Consider the following 15,756-nt stretch of genomic DNA (forward strand, 5'->3'; position numbering starts at 1 on the left):
CTTTTTCACTTTCCATACAAACGATTCAATGCGTCTTTGAATGCAGGTTTAATGTTTGTTTCTGGTCGGATTGCTTGAGTCATCAGCTCTGCTTCTTCGACATTCTCCGCTTTCCCCAATTCAAGCAAAGTGGCTGCGGCCAGTGTGCCGCCGCGGCCTCTTCCTGTATTGCAATGGAAATAGATGTTTTTCCCATCTTTGTATGCTTCCATCACTTTGTTCACCGCTTCACGGATGGAGTTGTCCTGTTCATCTGCATCATCCAATAGAGGCTGATGGATACTTATATCACTCGGCAAAGGATCATCCACTTCCGCGCGCAAGTCATAGATGATGTCGATTTTTTCATTCGCCAACAATTCATCAATCGCATTGACACCGCCGAAGAAGATCCGATCGGTCACCAATGCTTTATACGGTTTGTTTGTCATTAATTTCACCTTCTCTATGTATTCTCATACGACACTTTTCATGATTCTCTCCAAAAGTAATGGTACCATGAACTAAATCATCTTTAAAGAAGAGGAGGATGCCTATGTGTGGACGCTTCACTTTATTTGCCCCGTATTATGAAATCATCGACCGATTCGATATTGAATCGGCATTTTCCGAAAATGATTATATACCAAGCTACAACATCGCTCCATCCCAACAAGTGGCAGCTATCATCAATGATGGGCACAAGAACCGTTTGGGGCACCTTCGTTGGGGGCTCATTCCTCCGTGGGCGAAGGATGAGAAAATCGGATATAAAATGATCAATGCCCGGGCTGAAACGGTAGCTGAAAAACCAAGCTTTCGGAAAGCGTTCCAGAAAAAGCGTTGTATCCTACCAGCAGATTCATTCTATGAATGGCAAAGGAAAGACGGAGAGAAGATTCCGATGCGCATCAAGCTTAAGAATGATGAGTTGTTCGCCATTGCAGGATTGTGGGAGTCATGGGAGTCCCCAAACGGAACGGTCATTCACACGTGCACTGCCATCACGACTGAGCCGAATGAATTGGTGAAACCGATCCATGACAGGATGCCGGTCATACTGAGAAGGGAAGACGAGGCGGCGTGGCTAGATCTACGAAATGATGACGTGGATTTCCTGGGGAATATGTTACGTCCGTTCGATGAGAAGCAAATGGAGGCGTATAGTGTCTCATCCGCGGTGAATTCACCGAAAAATAATGAGGAATCGCTTATTGTGCCTGTTTGCTGACGAATGGGAAAAATCGCGCGGTCGAATGAATTGTCGGTTGTACGTTCGACGGCGTTCGCAATCCGAGCCGAATTATGGTAGGATTTAATTTCACAAAAGAAGAGGACGTGAAAATGAATGATCTCAATTACAATACCGAATCCGGATGTAACGATTCAGCAACGCAAGCAAGAAATGAACGGTGAGGAAGCGCCGATTAAACCGATCAATGGTTTTATCGATCTTCATGAAATTCCGCGTGATAAAGGTGGACTAATCCTTTTTTACAATAATCGTGATGAACTGCTGTTTACAGGAAAAGCAAGAAAGCTTCGTCAGCGTGTGAAAAAGCATCTTGAGGATAACGTATCTCCATTGAAAAACCATCGGGATGAAGTTAACAAAATTTCAGTTATCGTCGTTGAAGATCCGATGGAGCGGGAAATTTATGAAACCTACATCATTAATACAATGCGTGCAAAATATAATGTAGACAAAGTGTTTTTCGAATAATACACGTACGTTTCAACGGGATATCCATTTTAAGGATGTCCCGTTTTTTGTTGTCTGTTTTAATTTCAGCAGAACTTACTGTAAAATGAATGGTAGATTGCATGATGAAAGGAATTGGCTTCTCCTCGGAGGCGTGAGTTTTTTATGCGCGATCCTAGCGATTTATGCGTCTTTGGCGGCAATTATGCGTGATTCCGACGATTTATGCTTCTTTGGAGACGGTTATGCGCTTTTTCAGGGATTTATGCGCGTTAAGATCATTTTATGCGGTTTTGATAGAAGGAAAATATAGAGTAAGTAGGGGGTTGAGGAAAATGAAGTTTTTTCATACTGCCGATTGGCATCTTGGCAAATTGGTGCAAGGCGTGTATATGACAGAAGGGCAGCGGCATGTCCTTCGTCAATTTGTAGATGCTGTACGTGAGGAGAGACCCGATGCGGTCATCATTGCGGGCGATCTTTATGACCGGGCGGTTCCGCCGCCGGAAGCAGTCGCCTTATTGGATGAGGTGCTCTGGGAAATTGTTATGGAACTGAAAACACCTGTCATTGCAGTGGCGGGAAACCATGACAGTCCTGGACGTCTGCAATTTGGAAGTAGGCTAATGCAATCGAACGGCTTTCATATTGTCGGCCAAATGTCTGCACAAATCGAGCCGGTCGTTCTGACAGATCGTTTCGGAGAAGTCCATTTTCATCTAGTGCCTTATTGTGATCCATCGATAGTGAAGCATTTATACGAAGATGATGACGTTGCCGACCATCATACGGCAATGGAGAAGGTGGTCGAGCGAATTTGCGGATCCATGGATAGGACTGCACGCCATGTATTCGTGGGACATGCTTTTGTCACTCCTTTTGGTGAGGAAGAGGAGAATACGAGCGATTCGGAACGCCCGCTTGCAATTGGCGGGGCGGAATATGTGGCAGCACACCTATTTTCACCGTTTAATTATACGGCGCTCGGCCATTTGCATCAGGCGCATTACGTTTCCAGTGAAAAAATCCGCTATGCGGGTTCCCCGATGAAATATTCGATTTCAGAGGAGAATCATGCAAAGGGATATTTCATCGTGGAAATGGATGGAGAAGGAAAAGTGGATGTCGAAAAGAGGGCGCTCGCTCCATTGTATGATATGCGGACCGTTGAAGGAACGATGGAAGAGATTCTTGCACACCCGCCTAGCGAAGATTACGTATTTGTAAAGCTCCATGACGAAACGCCTGTTTTATTTCCGATGGAAAAAGTGAAGTCCGTCTATCCGAATGCCATGCATATTGAAAGGAAACTGGTGAGGACATCGGCTGCAATCGAGCAGCAAACAGCAGGAGTCAAGGAAAAACCGGATGATTTGTCGTTGTTCCGTTTCTTTTATTCCCAGATGAACGATATGGAGCCTGATGCTGAAACCGAGAGGATTTTTGCTGAAGTGTTGCAGGAAGTCAAAGGGGGTGTTGAAAAATGAAGCCGATCCAATTGACGATGACTGCTTTCGGACCATATAAAGGGACAGAAACGATTGATTTCCGCCAGCTTGAAGAGCATCGGCTGTTTGTAGTTTCCGGGGCGACAGGTGCCGGGAAGACAACGATATTTGACGGAATCTGCTTTGCTTTATATGGACAGGCAAGCGGAGAAGACCGGACTGAATTCCGCTCGATGAGAAGCGATTTTGCTGATGATGCCGTCCAAACTGCCGTTAAGTTGATCTTTGAAATAAATGGCCGCACGTTCCGTATCATGAGGCAAATCCCGTACACGAAAAGTGGCAATAAAACCGAGACGCCCGCGAGATGTGAGTTTTTTGAGCTTGTGGATGGTGGAGAAGTTCCATTTGTCGACCGTCAAATCGTCTCGGAAATCAATCGGAAAGTCGAGGAGCTTGTCGGTTTTACACAAGCCCAATTTAGTCAGATCGTAATGCTGCCGCAAGGTGAATTCAGGAAATTTCTTACATCTGATACAGAGAATAAAGAAACGATCATGAGAAAAATCTTCAAAACGGAAGAGTATAGGGAGATTGTCAATCGTTTAAAAACAAGAAAAGATGAAGCGCATCAACAATTGATGGACGGAAAGAGGAAAGTGGATGGCTATATTCACCAAATTCCCAATCTCATTCCGCCTAGGGAATCACTACTCTTTGAAGTCTTATCACAGGAATATTCAAATACATCGCAAGTGATGGACGCGCTCGAACAGGAAATCGTCCATTATGTTGAGAAATGCGCCGCAGATGAAAAGAAGTATACAGCTGCCTACCAAAAGCATGCGGAAATATTGGATGCCTACCATGCAGCCAAAAAATGCAATGAGCAGTTTGAACAGCTGGAACAACGCAAAATCGTTCTTGGGAAATTAACGGACGAAATTCCGTCCGTTGAGCTGAAGCAAAAGCGGATAGAAGACGCTGAACGGGCATCTGTTATACATGAAATCGAAGGTCAATTCCGAATGCTGGCCGAAGATGCAAAGACGAAGGAAAACGAGTTCCAAAAAGCACTCATTGCTGTCCAAGAGGCGACGAATCATCTGGAAGAGAAGAAGATTGCATATAAGGAAGAAGAGGAGAAAGAGCAGGATAGAGGGGCTGTAACAGAGCGGCTCATCCGTTTGCGCGATCACCTCCCTGCCGTGACAGACTTGGCTGCAAAGGAAGCAAATGTGCTGGCGCTGAAACTGAAAATCGGAAAAATGGAAGGCGAATTCAGATCGGTCACTGAAAAGGCAGAGACAGAAAAGAAAAGATTGGCCGACTTGAATGTGAACGTAGAGAAATTCGAACAGGCGATTTCTCCTTATGACAAGTTGATTGAAGAATTGAACACAATCAGAATGCAATACAAAGTCGTCCGAGACTATGAGAACATAAAAAAAGACTACGCAGTTTGGGCGGAAAAGAAAGAGGCTGCATCCAATAAGTTCATTCAAACAAAAAATGAGTTTGAGATGATGCAAAATGCATGGTTGAATGATCAAGCCGCACATTTGGCGCAAACGTTGAAGGAAGGGGAGCCTTGCCCTGTCTGCGGAAGCGCACATCACCCTTCAAAAGTTGCTGGACATGATAATAATGCTGTTTCCCGAGAAGAACTTGATTTGAAAAGGTCCTACTTAGCTGAGGTTGAAAGCGCCTTTCGATCTGCAGAGGCGAAATGTGAAAGTGTTCTCGCCCAAATTACCGAAAAAGAACAAGAAATGAATGACCTTCAAATCAATGAAGGGCTGGAAGTATTGTTTACTAAAGGACAGAATGCAGCGGAAAAAGTGGAGCAACTGAGAAAAATGCGGGAAGAACTTGCTTCGTTGAAAGAGCAGCAAAAGAGAGCCGACAAAGAATCGAATGAATGGTTGACGCGGAAATCTGAATTGGAACAGGCGTTGTTTCAACAAAAGACGATTTTCGCACAGGAAGCTGCTTTGCTGGATAGGGAGCTTTCTGCCATTCCAGAAGGGTTACGGGACTTATCTCGCCTGCAAGCGGAGATCCAAGAAACTGAGTCAAGGAAACGCCAAATGGACGAAGCTTGGCAATCCGTGCGAAAAAGGTTGGAAGAAGCAAGGGAAAGACTGGCAACATCCATTAATTCGCAAAACCATTTAAAGACAGCATTGGATGAATGCATTGAAAAAAGAGATCGAGCGGATGACAGATTCAAAAAGGCTTTACAGGCATCCGAATTTAACACGGAAGAGGAATACCGGCAAGCGAAGATGACAGAAGGGGACAGGCTCCTTCTGAAGGATTACGTCATGCAGTTCAAACATCGTCTACACGCGACGAAGGAAGCGATCAATGAATTGGAAGCGGGTCTTATTGGAAAAGAGAAAACCGACCTGGATAGTCTAATCGAAACGATTCAAACATTGAAATCGGCCTATGAAAAAGCATTTGCTGATTGGAACAATTCCATTGAATGTGAAAAGGCGCTGACCCGGTTGAAATCGGATATAGAAAAGACTGCAAAAGACGTGGAAGACCTTGAAAAGGAAGTCGGTAAAATTACGGGGCTATACGATGTCATCCGGGGTCAGAATGACTATAAGCTATCATTTGAACGTTTTATTCAAATCGATTATTTGGAGCGGATTATCCAATCTGCGAATGAAAGGCTACGGAATTTATCCAACGGACAATATGAATTGGTCCGTAGCGATCGTCAGGAAATGCGGGGAAGACAGAGCGGCTTAGGCTTGGATGTGTATGATGCTTATACCGGGCAGAGCAGAGATGTGAAGACGTTGTCCGGCGGGGAGAAATTCAATGCTTCACTTAGCTTGGCGTTAGGAATGGCGGATGTCATCCAAAGCTATCAAGGTGCAGTGTCCATAGAAACGATGTTCATCGATGAAGGCTTCGGTACATTGGACGAGGAAGCGTTGCAAAAAGCTGTTGACACGCTCGTTGATTTGCAAAAGTCCGGAAGAATGATTGGCGTCATCTCGCACGTGGAAGAGTTAAAAACTGCCTTTCCGGCAATACTAGAAGTTCAGAAGTCCAAGGAAGGACATAGCGTCACTCGATTTGTTTTGAAATAAAAACTGAGAGCAGAGCGGTTTTCACGAACCGTCTGCTCTTTTTTTATCTTTAACTACTAGTCCAACCGGAGCAATTAACTAATAAAATGTTATATTTAGAAAATACTTTACTATTGCATTTTACAATCAGAGGGCTTATTATAAAAAAACGCGATATATTGCATACAGCACCAAACGCAATTTACAACAAGAAGGGATTTAAAAACCATGCAGAATAAACTATCTTTTACTTCTTATCTACTGATTGGAATCATGCTATTCGCACTTTTCTTTGGTGCCGGTAACTTAATTTTTCCCGCGCAGTTGGGACAAAATGCAGGGACGAATCTATGGCCTGCAGTCATCGGCTTCCTCATTACAGGGGTAGGATTGCCTTTTCTCGGAATACTTGCGATGGGCTTTTCAGGAAGTCGGAACTTGCAAGATTTGGCGAGCCGAGTCCATCCTGTCTATGCTATCTTATTTACATCTTTATTATATTTGACGATTGGCCCGTTCTTTGCAGCTCCTCGTACTGGGGCGGTCGCATTTGACATCGGCTTCTCCGCATTCATTCCGGAAGAGTCCATGCGTCTCGCTTTGTTCATCTTCACACTCATCTTTTTCGGAGTGACGTTATGGTTATCGCTCAACCCGGCAAAGATCGTTGATCGGATCGGAAAAATCATGTCACCCGCCATTATTGTTTTATTGCTCATCTTGTTGGTCGTGGCTTTCATCAACCCAATGGGAGCGATCCAATCTCCAGTAGATGCATATTCGAATGGAGCGTTCATGAAAGGGTTCATGGAAGGGTATAACACGATGGATGCATTAGCATCGCTCGTCTTTGGAATTATTGTCATTAATGTCATCCGTTCCATGGGTGTCACAGATAATGTCCAAATCCTCTCGGCGACAATGAAAACTGGTTTCGTCGCAGCTGGATTCCTTGCACTTTTATATGTAGGAATCGCTTATCTCGGGGCAACAACTACAGAAAAATTCGGTCTTTTGGATACAGGCGGTCCTGTGTTAAGCGGTGCAGCCGCCCATTATTTCGGAACTTTTGGGTCCGTCATGCTAGCAGTAATCATTATACTGGCCTGCTTGACGACGAGTATCGGGTTAATGACTGCTTGCGGTGAATATTTTAACACGATCATTCCTAAAGTAAGTTACAAAGCGTTTGTCACGATTTTCACGACTTTCTGTTTTATTGTGGCAAACTTCGGATTGGCCAATATCATTACGTATTCCATCCCGGTTTTGATGTTTTTATATCCGCTAGCTGTCGTTCTCATGTTGCTGACGTTCACTTCACCATTGTTCAATCATTCAAGATTCGTCTACGTCAGTGCGACAGTTGTAGCATTTTTAATAAGTGTCATTGATGGAGTGAAAACTCTTTATGGTACGTTGGGGGTTGTTGAACAGGAGTGGCCGAACTGGCTTAGGGGAATTATAGCTTTCTACGATCGGGTTTTACCGCTCTACAGCGAAGGTCTCGGCTGGCTTCTTCCGGTAGCGATTGTGATCCTTATTACTGGAATCATAGCTAAAATTCTTCAGCCGTCTGTACGATACGATGAAGGCTAATTACCGCTTGAATCAACTGAACGCAAAATATGGATAATGAAAAAGGTATAATTCCCATAACATCTAGGGGATTATACCTTTTTTGCTCTAATAGAGTATCATGTTATTCTGTTTTCTTTGAATTAAATTCATCAATGGCACGGAGCCAGTTTTCGCGCATGACGGCCGCTGCTTTTTCACCATTTCCATCTTTCAGGAAGCGGATAATATCTTTGTGCTCTTCAATCGACTCTTCCGTCAAGATAATCGAGTTGTGGAAGAATAGCCGGCGCACATGGGTTTGCAACGAAGCGACAATGGAATGTATATATTGGTTTGAGGCTTGGTCGACGATGATTTGGTGAAAATCCTCATCGATTTTCAAAGCCGTAAAATAATCTTCTTCATGGACGGCTTGTGCGAAACGATCATTCGTCTCTTCCAAATCTGTTATGACGGTATCATCTAAATTGGGGATAGCAAGTTCCGCAGACAATGCCTGCAGGGCGGCTAGTGGCGGCAACAGGTCATTGATCGATTCTTTGACGACCTCTGTCACTTGTGTCGCTTTCCCTGGATACATTTTCACGAATCCTTGGACTTCGAGCAATTGCAGCGACTCGCGGATTGGCGTTCTGCTGACACCGAGCGCTTCTGCCAATTCAATATCGTTCAACTTCTCACCTGGCTGCAATGTTCCATCAATGATCCATTGCTGTAATTGATTAAATGCACTTTCTTTCGCTGTCTTCCGTGTCGGCTTTTGATGCTCCGAAGGAATCGGCATTACTCATCACCATCCTGCTTGCAATTTGAAAATCATGCTTGCTACATTTCTAGTACCAATAGTATACAGTAAAAGAATCATGGGGGAAAGTTTTGATATTCAATATATCGGTTTAAATCAAGCGGGAGTAGACGAGCGAAATATCTTCATCCTCTTCGGTAGCCCCATAAGATATCTCTTCCCGCACGTATGTAAAGCCTTTCGCTTCATAAAAAGGGATGCCGTACATATTGCCTTTTGCAACAGAAACCCATTGCCGATCCGCACCGTATGTATGCTTTTGTACTTTTGTATAAAAATCAAGAAGTCTTGAACCGATTCCTTTTCCTCTTACTTCAGGGGCAACATAGAAGACGTAAATCTCTCCATCCGTCTCGTCTTTTATCCCGCCGCCAATGACTCCTAGTATGTTTCCTGCCTTTTCAGCGACAATATAGCCGTGCCACCTTTTGTCGATTGTTGTGACTTCCTGTTCGATGCGTTCGACATTGTAATATTTCTCAATTAGACGCTCAATATAAGCTTTTGAAAACAGTTCACCATAAGTGAACCATTGGCATCTTGAAAGCAAGTCAGCGATGGATTTTGCTTCATTCCTTCTTGCTGTTTTCACTAAAATTTCAGTCAAATTAAAATTACCTCCCAGTGTAATATTCACTTTTCTTTTGTAATGATACTGGTTGCAAACTGTAACATCCGTGTAATACTTCCCTGCTAATCTATGGATAGACTAAAAAAGGCGGGGAGTAGAAAACTTGAGAAAACATATTGTGACGCTTATTTTTACAGTAGTTTTATTGATCGGTAGCACGACCGAAAGTTTTGCAGCCTCTTCAACGTATAAGGTCAAAAAAGGTGATACGCTCTATAAGATAGCGGAAATGCATAACATCACCGTAAAAGAATTAAAAACATGGAATGGCATCAAATCGGATATCATTCATCCAAATCAAAACTTGAAGGTCGTCAAGACCGATGCAAATGTCGCTAAAATATCATCTGAAAAGGTTGCCAAAACACCTTCGCGATCTGATGATGACAATGTTGTAAAGGAACTCACGGTTTCCGCAAGTGCTTATACGGCAAATTGCAACGGCTGTTCGGGCATTACTTCAACAGGCATCAACTTGAAGCGCAATCCTGACGCGAAAGTAATTGCTGTCGATCCATCCATTATACCATTAGGAACTAAAGTATACGTGGAAGGTTACGGATATGCCATCGCAGGCGATACCGGAGGGTCGATTAAAGGAAATAAAATCGATGTCTTCTTCCCAAGCAAAAGCGAAGCGTATAAATGGGGAAGAAAAGACGTGAAGATAAAAATATTGAAATGACGATAGCTAGCCAACCCTTTCATCTTGGAAGGGGTTGGCTATTTTAATTCCTCCATAGATCCAACCATCATGGTAAACTGTTGTAAAACGAGGGGAATGGGGAGTGAATATGGAGAAGAGAAGATTGATCATTGGTTTAATCGCGATTATAGCAATCGCATTATACATTTGGATCGCTTATGTCGAGATTCCAGGAAAAGTGAAAATCGGGGAAGATAAGCTTCAACAAGATTCAGGGAAGACGGAAATTGAATACTTTGTTTGAGTAAATTTGAAAGGGGAAAAAGATGAACATTTTTATTGTTACCGGCGCATCGAAAGGAATCGGTTTTGAATTGATGAAACAATTGAAGTCTAGGGGGGATAAGGTAATCGGCATGGCCCGGACAAATGCAATCGGGGACGAAGATATGTTGACTGTGGATCTTTTACAGATCGGTCGTTTGGCTGAGCTGATTAGTAATGTCGTTGAAGAGAACGTTTCGTCTGCGACATCCTTTACATTAATTAATAATGCGGGAACAGTGGAACCGATCGGGATGATCGGGACAATAGACGAAGCGAAACTGTCAGAAGCGCTCGCTGTCAATCTGACGGCTCCTATGATCCTTTCGAATGCATTCATCTCAGCGCTTGAAAAGTTTGAGGGCGATAAGAGAATCGTCAATATCTCTTCGGGAGCAGGCAGGAATCCATATGAAGGCTGGGGTGTTTATTGCACGACAAAAGCGGGGCTCGACCACTTTTCCCGCGTCGTATCATTGGAGCAGAAACAGGCCGAATACCCTGTGGACATCCTATCGATTGCCCCTGGAATCATCGACACCGGCATGCAAGAAACGATTCGGGCAAGCAATGCGGATGACTTTCCATTGCATGACCGTTTCGTTGACTACAAACGGCACGGTCATTTAAGCAGTGCAGAAGAGACAGCAAGCAAGCTGATAGCGGTTCTGGATCGTGAAGACTTCGGCTCACTTGGACCAATCGCGGATATCCGAAAGATCAGCGAATAAAAAAGGGGTGTCCGATTAGAAAGAAGCCGTAATGGCAAACTTTCTTTCGGACACCCATTTTTATTTTACACTCGCTCGACCTGTTCAAAATCCCTCACTTTTTCGATGGCAATCAAAAATGGGGGATTTTTTCGTTGGTTCAGCAATTCATAACGGATGACATGAACATCGGCCTGGTGGAGCGACTTCACATAGGCGAGCAAAGCATCACGCTCTTCCTTCCCGCCTTCATGGCCATCATAAACGGATATCGTTATGATTCCACCCTTCTTCAGCATGCCGAGAAGCTTATCGATAGCTTCGATTGTCGAATCCGGTTTTGTGATGATGGACAGATCTTCACTATATGGAAGGTACCCCAAATTGAACATCGCTCCGCCAATCGGCTTTGTTACGTACTGATCCACATTGGCATGGCTGTCCAAAATCAATGTGACACGATCATTCAGCCTATCCAATCTGTTCGCGGTCGATTCGAGCGCAGCTTGCTGAATATCGAAAGCGAATACACGTCCTTCTTCTCCTACGAGCTCCGCCAGGAATAATGTGTCATTTCCGTTTCCCGCAGTCGCGTCGACAACCGTATCACCTGGTGAAACAGTTTCACTCATTAACCGTTTTGAAAAGGGCAAAACCCTGTGCAATAGTATCGTACTCAAATGCGTTCAACCGCCTTTCCGTAAAACTTCCCTTGATAGCTGTCGCGTCGTTCCAATTCTTTGTCGATTCCATTCAGTACATCCCACTTCGACGCACTCCACATCGGACCGATCATTAAATCGAGCGGACCGTCTCCGGTAATACGATGGACAATCATTTCTGGAGGAAGTATTTCCAGTTGATCGACGACAAGGTTGATATATTCATCTCTCTCAAGAAACTTCAGTAAGCCCTTTTCGTATTGTTTCACCATCGGAGTTCCTTTCAGCAAATGCAATAGATGAATCTTAATGCCTTGGACGTCGAGCTTCGCCACTTGTCTCGTTGTTTCCATCATCATTTCTCTATCTTCGAGCGGCAGTCCATTGATGATATGGGTGCAAACACGGATGCCGTGCTTCCGCAGTTTTTCTACGCCTTCCACGTAAGTGGCGTAATCATGCGCTCTGTTCACCAATATGGCCGTTTTCTCATGAACGGTCTGCAAACCTAATTCGACCCACAAATACGTCCGTTCATTCAGCTCAGCCAAATAGTCGACGACATCATTAGGAAGACAATCGGGACGAGTTCCGATAGATATACCGACGACGCCTGGTTGAGCGAGAGCCGCTTCGAATTTCTCCTTCAAAACGGGAAGCGGGGCATGCGTATTCGTGTAAGCCTGAAAGTAGGCGATGTACTTGCCTTCTTTCCATTTCTGATGCATCTTGTCACGAATCTCCGCAAATTGGACTTCGATCGGCTTTGCCCGGTCTCCCGCAAAATCGCCCGAGCCTGCGACACTGCAAAATGTACAACCGCCATAAGCAACCGTGCCGTCCCTGTTTGGACAATCAAATCCCGCATCAAGAGCGACCTTGAATATTTTAAAGCCGAATTCGTCCTTTAAATGCCGTGACCATGTATGATACCGTTTCCCCTCAGTAGGGAACGGGTAAATGTAGTCAACCATCTATTTCAACTCCTCTAACGATTCATTGTACCATGTCGAATTCGATCGTTGTCATCTGAATTGCGGAACATATTCCGTTTTTCTTGTCCCAAACCAAAAAAAGGCATACACTCGAAATAGCCTTTGCTAGTAGGAGATAGAGATCGGAGGCAATGGAAAATGCCTAAAATGGAAATACCAAATAAAGTTTGGCTACTTATCATAGGAATGTTTGTCAATGTCATAGGGAACTCGTTCCTCTGGCCTTTGAATACGATTTATATGCATGAATACCTCGGCAAATCGTTGGCGGTCGCGGGCCTTGTGCTCATGGCGAATGCCGGAGCTGGTGTCGTCGGGAATCTCCTTGGCGGTTTTTTATTTGACCGGATTGGTGGTTTCAAATCGATTATGGCGGGCATCATTATTTCGATTTTGGCACTTGCCTATCTCGTGTACGATCATGATTGGTATCCATATATCATTTTGCTTACAGTATTAGGATTTAGCGGCGGTATCATCTTTCCGAGCATGTATGCGATGGTCGGAACAATCTGGCCGGAAGGCGGAAGGAAAGCATTCAACTCGATTTACTTGGCGCAAAATGTCGGCGTTGCAATCGGACCTGCACTCGCGGGTTTGATAGCATCAGTGCATATTGATTATATATTCTCTGCGAACTTGCTCTTTTATGTTGTTTTTCTTTTCATTGCCTACTTCGGATATAAAAAGCTGGAAATCGCACCCGATCGCCACACTGATATTATCCGTGAGACAGCGCGCATTAAGAATAAAGCACCTTTTTATGCTTTGCTCATTTTAGTCGGCGGTTATTTGATCACGTGGCTTGTCTATTCTCAATGGTCGACGACGATTTCCACCCATGCATTAGCACTCGGCGTAACATTAAGGGAGTACAGCTTCATTTGGACGGTTAACGGATTGCTGATCGTTATTGGGCAACCGCTCATCAAACCGCTTATCAAACGGCTTGAAAAGCAGCTGAAAGCGCAGATGGTCATCGGGACGGTAATCTTTATCATCTCCTTCATCGTCGTCAGTTTTGCAGGGTCTTTTAAAATGTTCATCGTTTCGATGGTCATCCTCACATTCGGTGAAATGATCGTTTGGCCGGCCATTCCAACTTTGGCGAGCCAGCTTGCACCGAAAGGTAGGGATGGGTTTTACCAGGGAGTCGTCAACTCCGCTGCGACGATCGGCCGTATGATCGGTCCTTTGGCGGGGGGCATCCTCGTTGAAATCCACGGAATGAAAATGATGCTCTTGCTTCTGACGAGCCTCATGGCCATTACAATCATCACAACGCTTGTATACGACAGGCCGTTGAAATCGAATCAAAAACCGGACATCCAATAAGGGATTTCCGGTTTTTTAGTTTGGAAGATTGCTTCCCGTCAAATAGTTTGATTAAATGAATATAGGACAGTTGCAATTTTTCTGAAGGATTTAAAGGGGGAATGCTAGATGAAACCGATTTATTCAACAGCTATGGAAGCGATTTCGCAGATCGAAGACGGCTCCACTTTAATGGTGGGGGGCTTCGGACTTGTCGGAATCCCGGAACAGCTCATATTGGCGCTTGTTGAGAAAGGCGTCAAAGATTTGACGATCATTTCGAATAACTGTGGAGTGGATGAGTGGGGTCTTGGTCTGTTATTGAAAGAAAAGCAGATTAAGAAGATGATAGGATCGTATGTCGGAGAAAATAAGGAATTCGAACGCCAAGTGCTTTCAGGTGAAATCGAAGTCGAACTGACACCGCAAGGGACGCTCGCTGAAAAGATTCGTGCAGGCGGAGCAGGGATCCCAGCATTTTACACACCGGCAGGAGTAGGGACGACTGTTGCGGACGGAAAAGAAATTAGGGTATTCAATGGCAAGGAATATGTCCTTGAAGAAGCGCTCGTCGCAGATTTTGCATTAGTTCGCGCAGCAAAGGCGGATAAGATTGGTAACTTGATCTATAACAAGACAGCCCAAAACTTCAATCCGATGATGGCGGCGGCAGGCAAAATCACCATTGCAGAAGTGGAAGAAATCGTAGAGACGGGCGACCTCGACCCGGCGACGATCCATACGCCGAGCATCTACGTACAAGGATTATTGCAAGCAAAGCAGGAGAAACGGATAGAGCGACTGACGACTCGATAAGGGAAGGGGATGTTCACGATGAATTTGAGAGAGAGAATTGCAAGACGTGCGGAAAAGGAAATTAAAGACGGCGACTACGTCAACCTTGGCATCGGAATGCCGACATTGGTCGCCAACTATATATCGGAAGACAAAACGGTCGTGCTGCAATCGGAAAACGGCCTCCTTGGCATCGGGCCGTATCCGACGGAAGACCAGGTCGATCCAGATTTGATCAACGCGGGCAAAGAAACGGTTACGACGATTCCCGGCTCTGCATTTTTCGATAGTGCTGAATCATTTGCCATGATCCGTGGAGGGCATGTCGATGTAGCCATCCTTGGCGGTATGGAAGTGTCCGAAAAAGGAGACCTTGCGAACTGGATGATTCCAGGCAAGATGATCAAAGGGATGGGCGGTGCGATGGATCTCGTGCATGGCGCTAAAAAAATCATCGTCATCATGGACCACGTCGCGAAAGACGGCTCGCCCAAAATCAAGAAGGAATGCTCGTTGCCGTTGACAGGAAAAGGCGTCGTCCATAAAATCATCACGGAACGCGCCTTGATCGACGTAACGCCGGATGGTCTTGAATTGAAGGAAGTATTCGAAGGGTTCACAGTCGAAGACGTCATCAATTCGACCGAAGCGGAACTGAATGTGAATATTGATTGACATATACATGCCAAGTCCTCGCTGAAGGACTTGGTGTTTTTTTAGCTATATTTTTTCATGTATTGTATTTTGGAACAATTTCGGGTACACTACAATAAACTGAATTCAAATAGCGTTGGCGTTGAAAAGGAATAGTAATCGGTCCGGTCGATTGAAGAGAGCAGGCGGTTTGGTGCAAGCCTGTACGACTACGATGAACTCGCCTTTGAGCCTGCATCGGTGAACAAAAAGTAGCCAGTGCCGTTTTCCGCGTTAAGGAAACAAGTTGGGCGGCTTTGCCGTCAATTTGGGTGGCACCGCGGGAGTACATATACCTCTCGTCCCTTATCGATTAAGGGACGGGAGTTTTTTTATTTCCGCGAAACCGCAATACGCATTTTGAATATAGAGGGAAGGA

Annotated in this window: 16 protein-coding genes and 1 other annotated feature; of the genes, 11 read left to right on the plus strand and 5 right to left on the minus strand. The window is 44.7% G+C overall.

Going from position 1 to position 15,756, the window contains the following annotated elements; translation table 11 throughout:
- Positions 1–5 precede the first annotated feature (5 nt).
- The gene (locus NIT04_RS05345) at positions 6–431 is read right to left on the minus strand and encodes a dual specificity protein phosphatase family protein (protein WP_252502562.1); all 426 of its coding nucleotides are present in this window, start codon (positions 429–431) and stop codon (positions 6–8) included.
- Between the two features lie 104 nt (positions 432–535).
- On the opposite strand from NIT04_RS05345, the gene NIT04_RS05350 reads away from it, so the two are divergent.
- The 5 genes from NIT04_RS05350 (at position 536) to brnQ (ending at position 7,820) form a co-directional block, all read left to right on the plus strand.
- Positions 536–1,210 carry an SOS response-associated peptidase gene (locus NIT04_RS05350; protein WP_252502563.1) on the plus strand — a complete coding sequence of 225 codons (675 nt, stop codon included), beginning with the start codon at positions 536–538 and terminating at the stop codon, positions 1,208–1,210.
- A gap of 117 nt (positions 1,211–1,327) precedes the next feature.
- Positions 1,328–1,702, plus strand: a complete 375-nt coding sequence (locus tag NIT04_RS05355; protein ID WP_252502564.1) for a nucleotide excision repair endonuclease — start codon at positions 1,328–1,330, stop codon at positions 1,700–1,702.
- A 314-nt stretch (positions 1,703–2,016) separates the two neighbouring features.
- The gene (locus NIT04_RS05360; protein ID WP_252502565.1) at positions 2,017–3,168 is read left to right on the plus strand and encodes an exonuclease SbcCD subunit D; all 1,152 of its coding nucleotides are present in this window, start codon (positions 2,017–2,019) and stop codon (positions 3,166–3,168) included.
- Positions 3,165–6,242 carry an SbcC/MukB-like Walker B domain-containing protein gene (locus tag NIT04_RS05365; RefSeq protein ID WP_252502566.1) on the plus strand — a complete coding sequence of 1,026 codons (3,078 nt, stop codon included), beginning with the start codon at positions 3,165–3,167 and terminating at the stop codon, positions 6,240–6,242. Before NIT04_RS05360 ends, NIT04_RS05365 begins: the two co-directional genes overlap by 4 nt.
- 207 nt (positions 6,243–6,449) lie before the next feature.
- Positions 6,450–7,820 carry a branched-chain amino acid transport system II carrier protein gene (gene brnQ, locus NIT04_RS05370; protein WP_252502567.1) on the plus strand — a complete coding sequence of 457 codons (1,371 nt, stop codon included), beginning with the start codon at positions 6,450–6,452 and terminating at the stop codon, positions 7,818–7,820.
- Between the two features lie 103 nt (positions 7,821–7,923).
- Here brnQ and NIT04_RS05375 read toward each other — a convergent pair whose 3' ends face one another.
- Complete coding sequence (locus tag NIT04_RS05375) at positions 7,924–8,586, minus strand: GntR family transcriptional regulator (RefSeq protein ID WP_252502568.1); 663 nt, start codon at positions 8,584–8,586, stop codon at positions 7,924–7,926.
- Positions 8,587–8,698: 112 nt separating this feature from the next.
- Positions 8,699–9,214 (minus strand): GNAT family N-acetyltransferase, encoded by a 516-nt coding sequence (locus NIT04_RS05380; protein WP_252502569.1) that lies wholly within the window; start codon positions 9,212–9,214, stop codon positions 8,699–8,701.
- A 127-nt stretch (positions 9,215–9,341) separates the two neighbouring features.
- Between NIT04_RS05380 and NIT04_RS05385 the strand changes: the two genes are divergently transcribed.
- From NIT04_RS05385 to NIT04_RS05395, 3 genes are all read left to right on the plus strand, one after another.
- Positions 9,342–9,923, plus strand: coding sequence for a 3D domain-containing protein (locus tag NIT04_RS05385; protein ID WP_252502570.1), 582 nt, complete (start codon positions 9,342–9,344; stop codon positions 9,921–9,923).
- Between the two features lie 109 nt (positions 9,924–10,032).
- Positions 10,033–10,188 carry a hypothetical protein gene (locus NIT04_RS05390; RefSeq protein WP_252502571.1) on the plus strand — a complete coding sequence of 52 codons (156 nt, stop codon included), beginning with the start codon at positions 10,033–10,035 and terminating at the stop codon, positions 10,186–10,188.
- A gap of 22 nt (positions 10,189–10,210) precedes the next feature.
- Positions 10,211–10,939, plus strand: coding sequence for an SDR family NAD(P)-dependent oxidoreductase (locus NIT04_RS05395; RefSeq protein WP_252502572.1), 729 nt, complete (start codon positions 10,211–10,213; stop codon positions 10,937–10,939).
- A 65-nt stretch (positions 10,940–11,004) separates the two neighbouring features.
- On the opposite strand, the gene NIT04_RS05400 is transcribed toward NIT04_RS05395, so the two are convergent.
- A complete protein-coding gene (locus NIT04_RS05400; RefSeq protein ID WP_371922502.1) occupies positions 11,005–11,598 on the minus strand; it encodes a class I SAM-dependent methyltransferase in 594 nt (197 codons plus the stop codon).
- Entirely contained in the window at positions 11,595–12,554 is a 960-nt protein-coding gene (locus NIT04_RS05405) for a TIGR01212 family radical SAM protein (RefSeq protein ID WP_252502573.1), read from the minus strand. The genes NIT04_RS05400 and NIT04_RS05405 overlap by 4 nt, the downstream gene beginning before the upstream one ends.
- Before the next feature lie 174 nt (positions 12,555–12,728).
- Here NIT04_RS05405 and NIT04_RS05410 point away from each other — a divergent pair, with 174 nt between their 5' ends.
- From NIT04_RS05410 to NIT04_RS05420, 3 genes are all read left to right on the plus strand, one after another.
- The gene (locus NIT04_RS05410; RefSeq protein WP_252503199.1) at positions 12,729–13,910 is read left to right on the plus strand and encodes an MFS transporter; all 1,182 of its coding nucleotides are present in this window, start codon (positions 12,729–12,731) and stop codon (positions 13,908–13,910) included.
- A 108-nt stretch (positions 13,911–14,018) separates the two neighbouring features.
- Positions 14,019–14,705 (plus strand): CoA transferase subunit A, encoded by a 687-nt coding sequence (locus tag NIT04_RS05415; protein WP_252502574.1) that lies wholly within the window; start codon positions 14,019–14,021, stop codon positions 14,703–14,705.
- A gap of 9 nt (positions 14,706–14,714) precedes the next feature.
- Positions 14,715–15,359, plus strand: a complete 645-nt coding sequence (locus NIT04_RS05420; RefSeq protein ID WP_252502575.1) for a CoA transferase subunit B — start codon at positions 14,715–14,717, stop codon at positions 15,357–15,359.
- A gap of 112 nt (positions 15,360–15,471) precedes the next feature.
- Positions 15,472–15,687, plus strand: a binding site (T-box leader).
- The last annotated feature ends 69 nt before the right edge of the window (positions 15,688–15,756 follow it).

Origin of the sequence: Sporosarcina sp. Marseille-Q4943, assembly GCF_943736995.1 — a bacterium.
In the GTDB taxonomy this organism is placed as follows: domain Bacteria; phylum Bacillota; class Bacilli; order Bacillales_A; family Planococcaceae; genus Sporosarcina.

Excerpts from the sequence above, each read along its gene's own strand:
- NIT04_RS05345 (WP_252502562.1), bottom strand. The coding sequence starts at position 431 with ATGACAAACAAACCGTATAAAGCATTGGTGACCGATCGGATCTTCTTC.
- NIT04_RS05350 (WP_252502563.1), top strand. The coding sequence starts at position 536 with ATGTGTGGACGCTTCACTTTATTTGCCCCGTATTATGAAATCATCGAC.
- NIT04_RS05355 (WP_252502564.1), top strand. The coding sequence starts at position 1,328 with ATGATCTCAATTACAATACCGAATCCGGATGTAACGATTCAGCAACGC.
- NIT04_RS05360 (WP_252502565.1), top strand. The coding sequence starts at position 2,017 with ATGAAGTTTTTTCATACTGCCGATTGGCATCTTGGCAAATTGGTGCAA.
- NIT04_RS05365 (WP_252502566.1), top strand. The coding sequence starts at position 3,165 with ATGAAGCCGATCCAATTGACGATGACTGCTTTCGGACCATATAAAGGG.
- brnQ (WP_252502567.1), top strand. The coding sequence starts at position 6,450 with ATGCAGAATAAACTATCTTTTACTTCTTATCTACTGATTGGAATCATG.
- NIT04_RS05375 (WP_252502568.1), bottom strand. The coding sequence starts at position 8,586 with ATGCCGATTCCTTCGGAGCATCAAAAGCCGACACGGAAGACAGCGAAA.
- NIT04_RS05390 (WP_252502571.1), top strand. The coding sequence starts at position 10,033 with ATGGAGAAGAGAAGATTGATCATTGGTTTAATCGCGATTATAGCAATC.
- NIT04_RS05395 (WP_252502572.1), top strand. The coding sequence starts at position 10,211 with ATGAACATTTTTATTGTTACCGGCGCATCGAAAGGAATCGGTTTTGAA.
- NIT04_RS05405 (WP_252502573.1), bottom strand. The coding sequence starts at position 12,554 with ATGGTTGACTACATTTACCCGTTCCCTACTGAGGGGAAACGGTATCAT.
- NIT04_RS05415 (WP_252502574.1), top strand. The coding sequence starts at position 14,019 with ATGAAACCGATTTATTCAACAGCTATGGAAGCGATTTCGCAGATCGAA.
- NIT04_RS05420 (WP_252502575.1), top strand. The coding sequence starts at position 14,715 with ATGTTCACGATGAATTTGAGAGAGAGAATTGCAAGACGTGCGGAAAAG.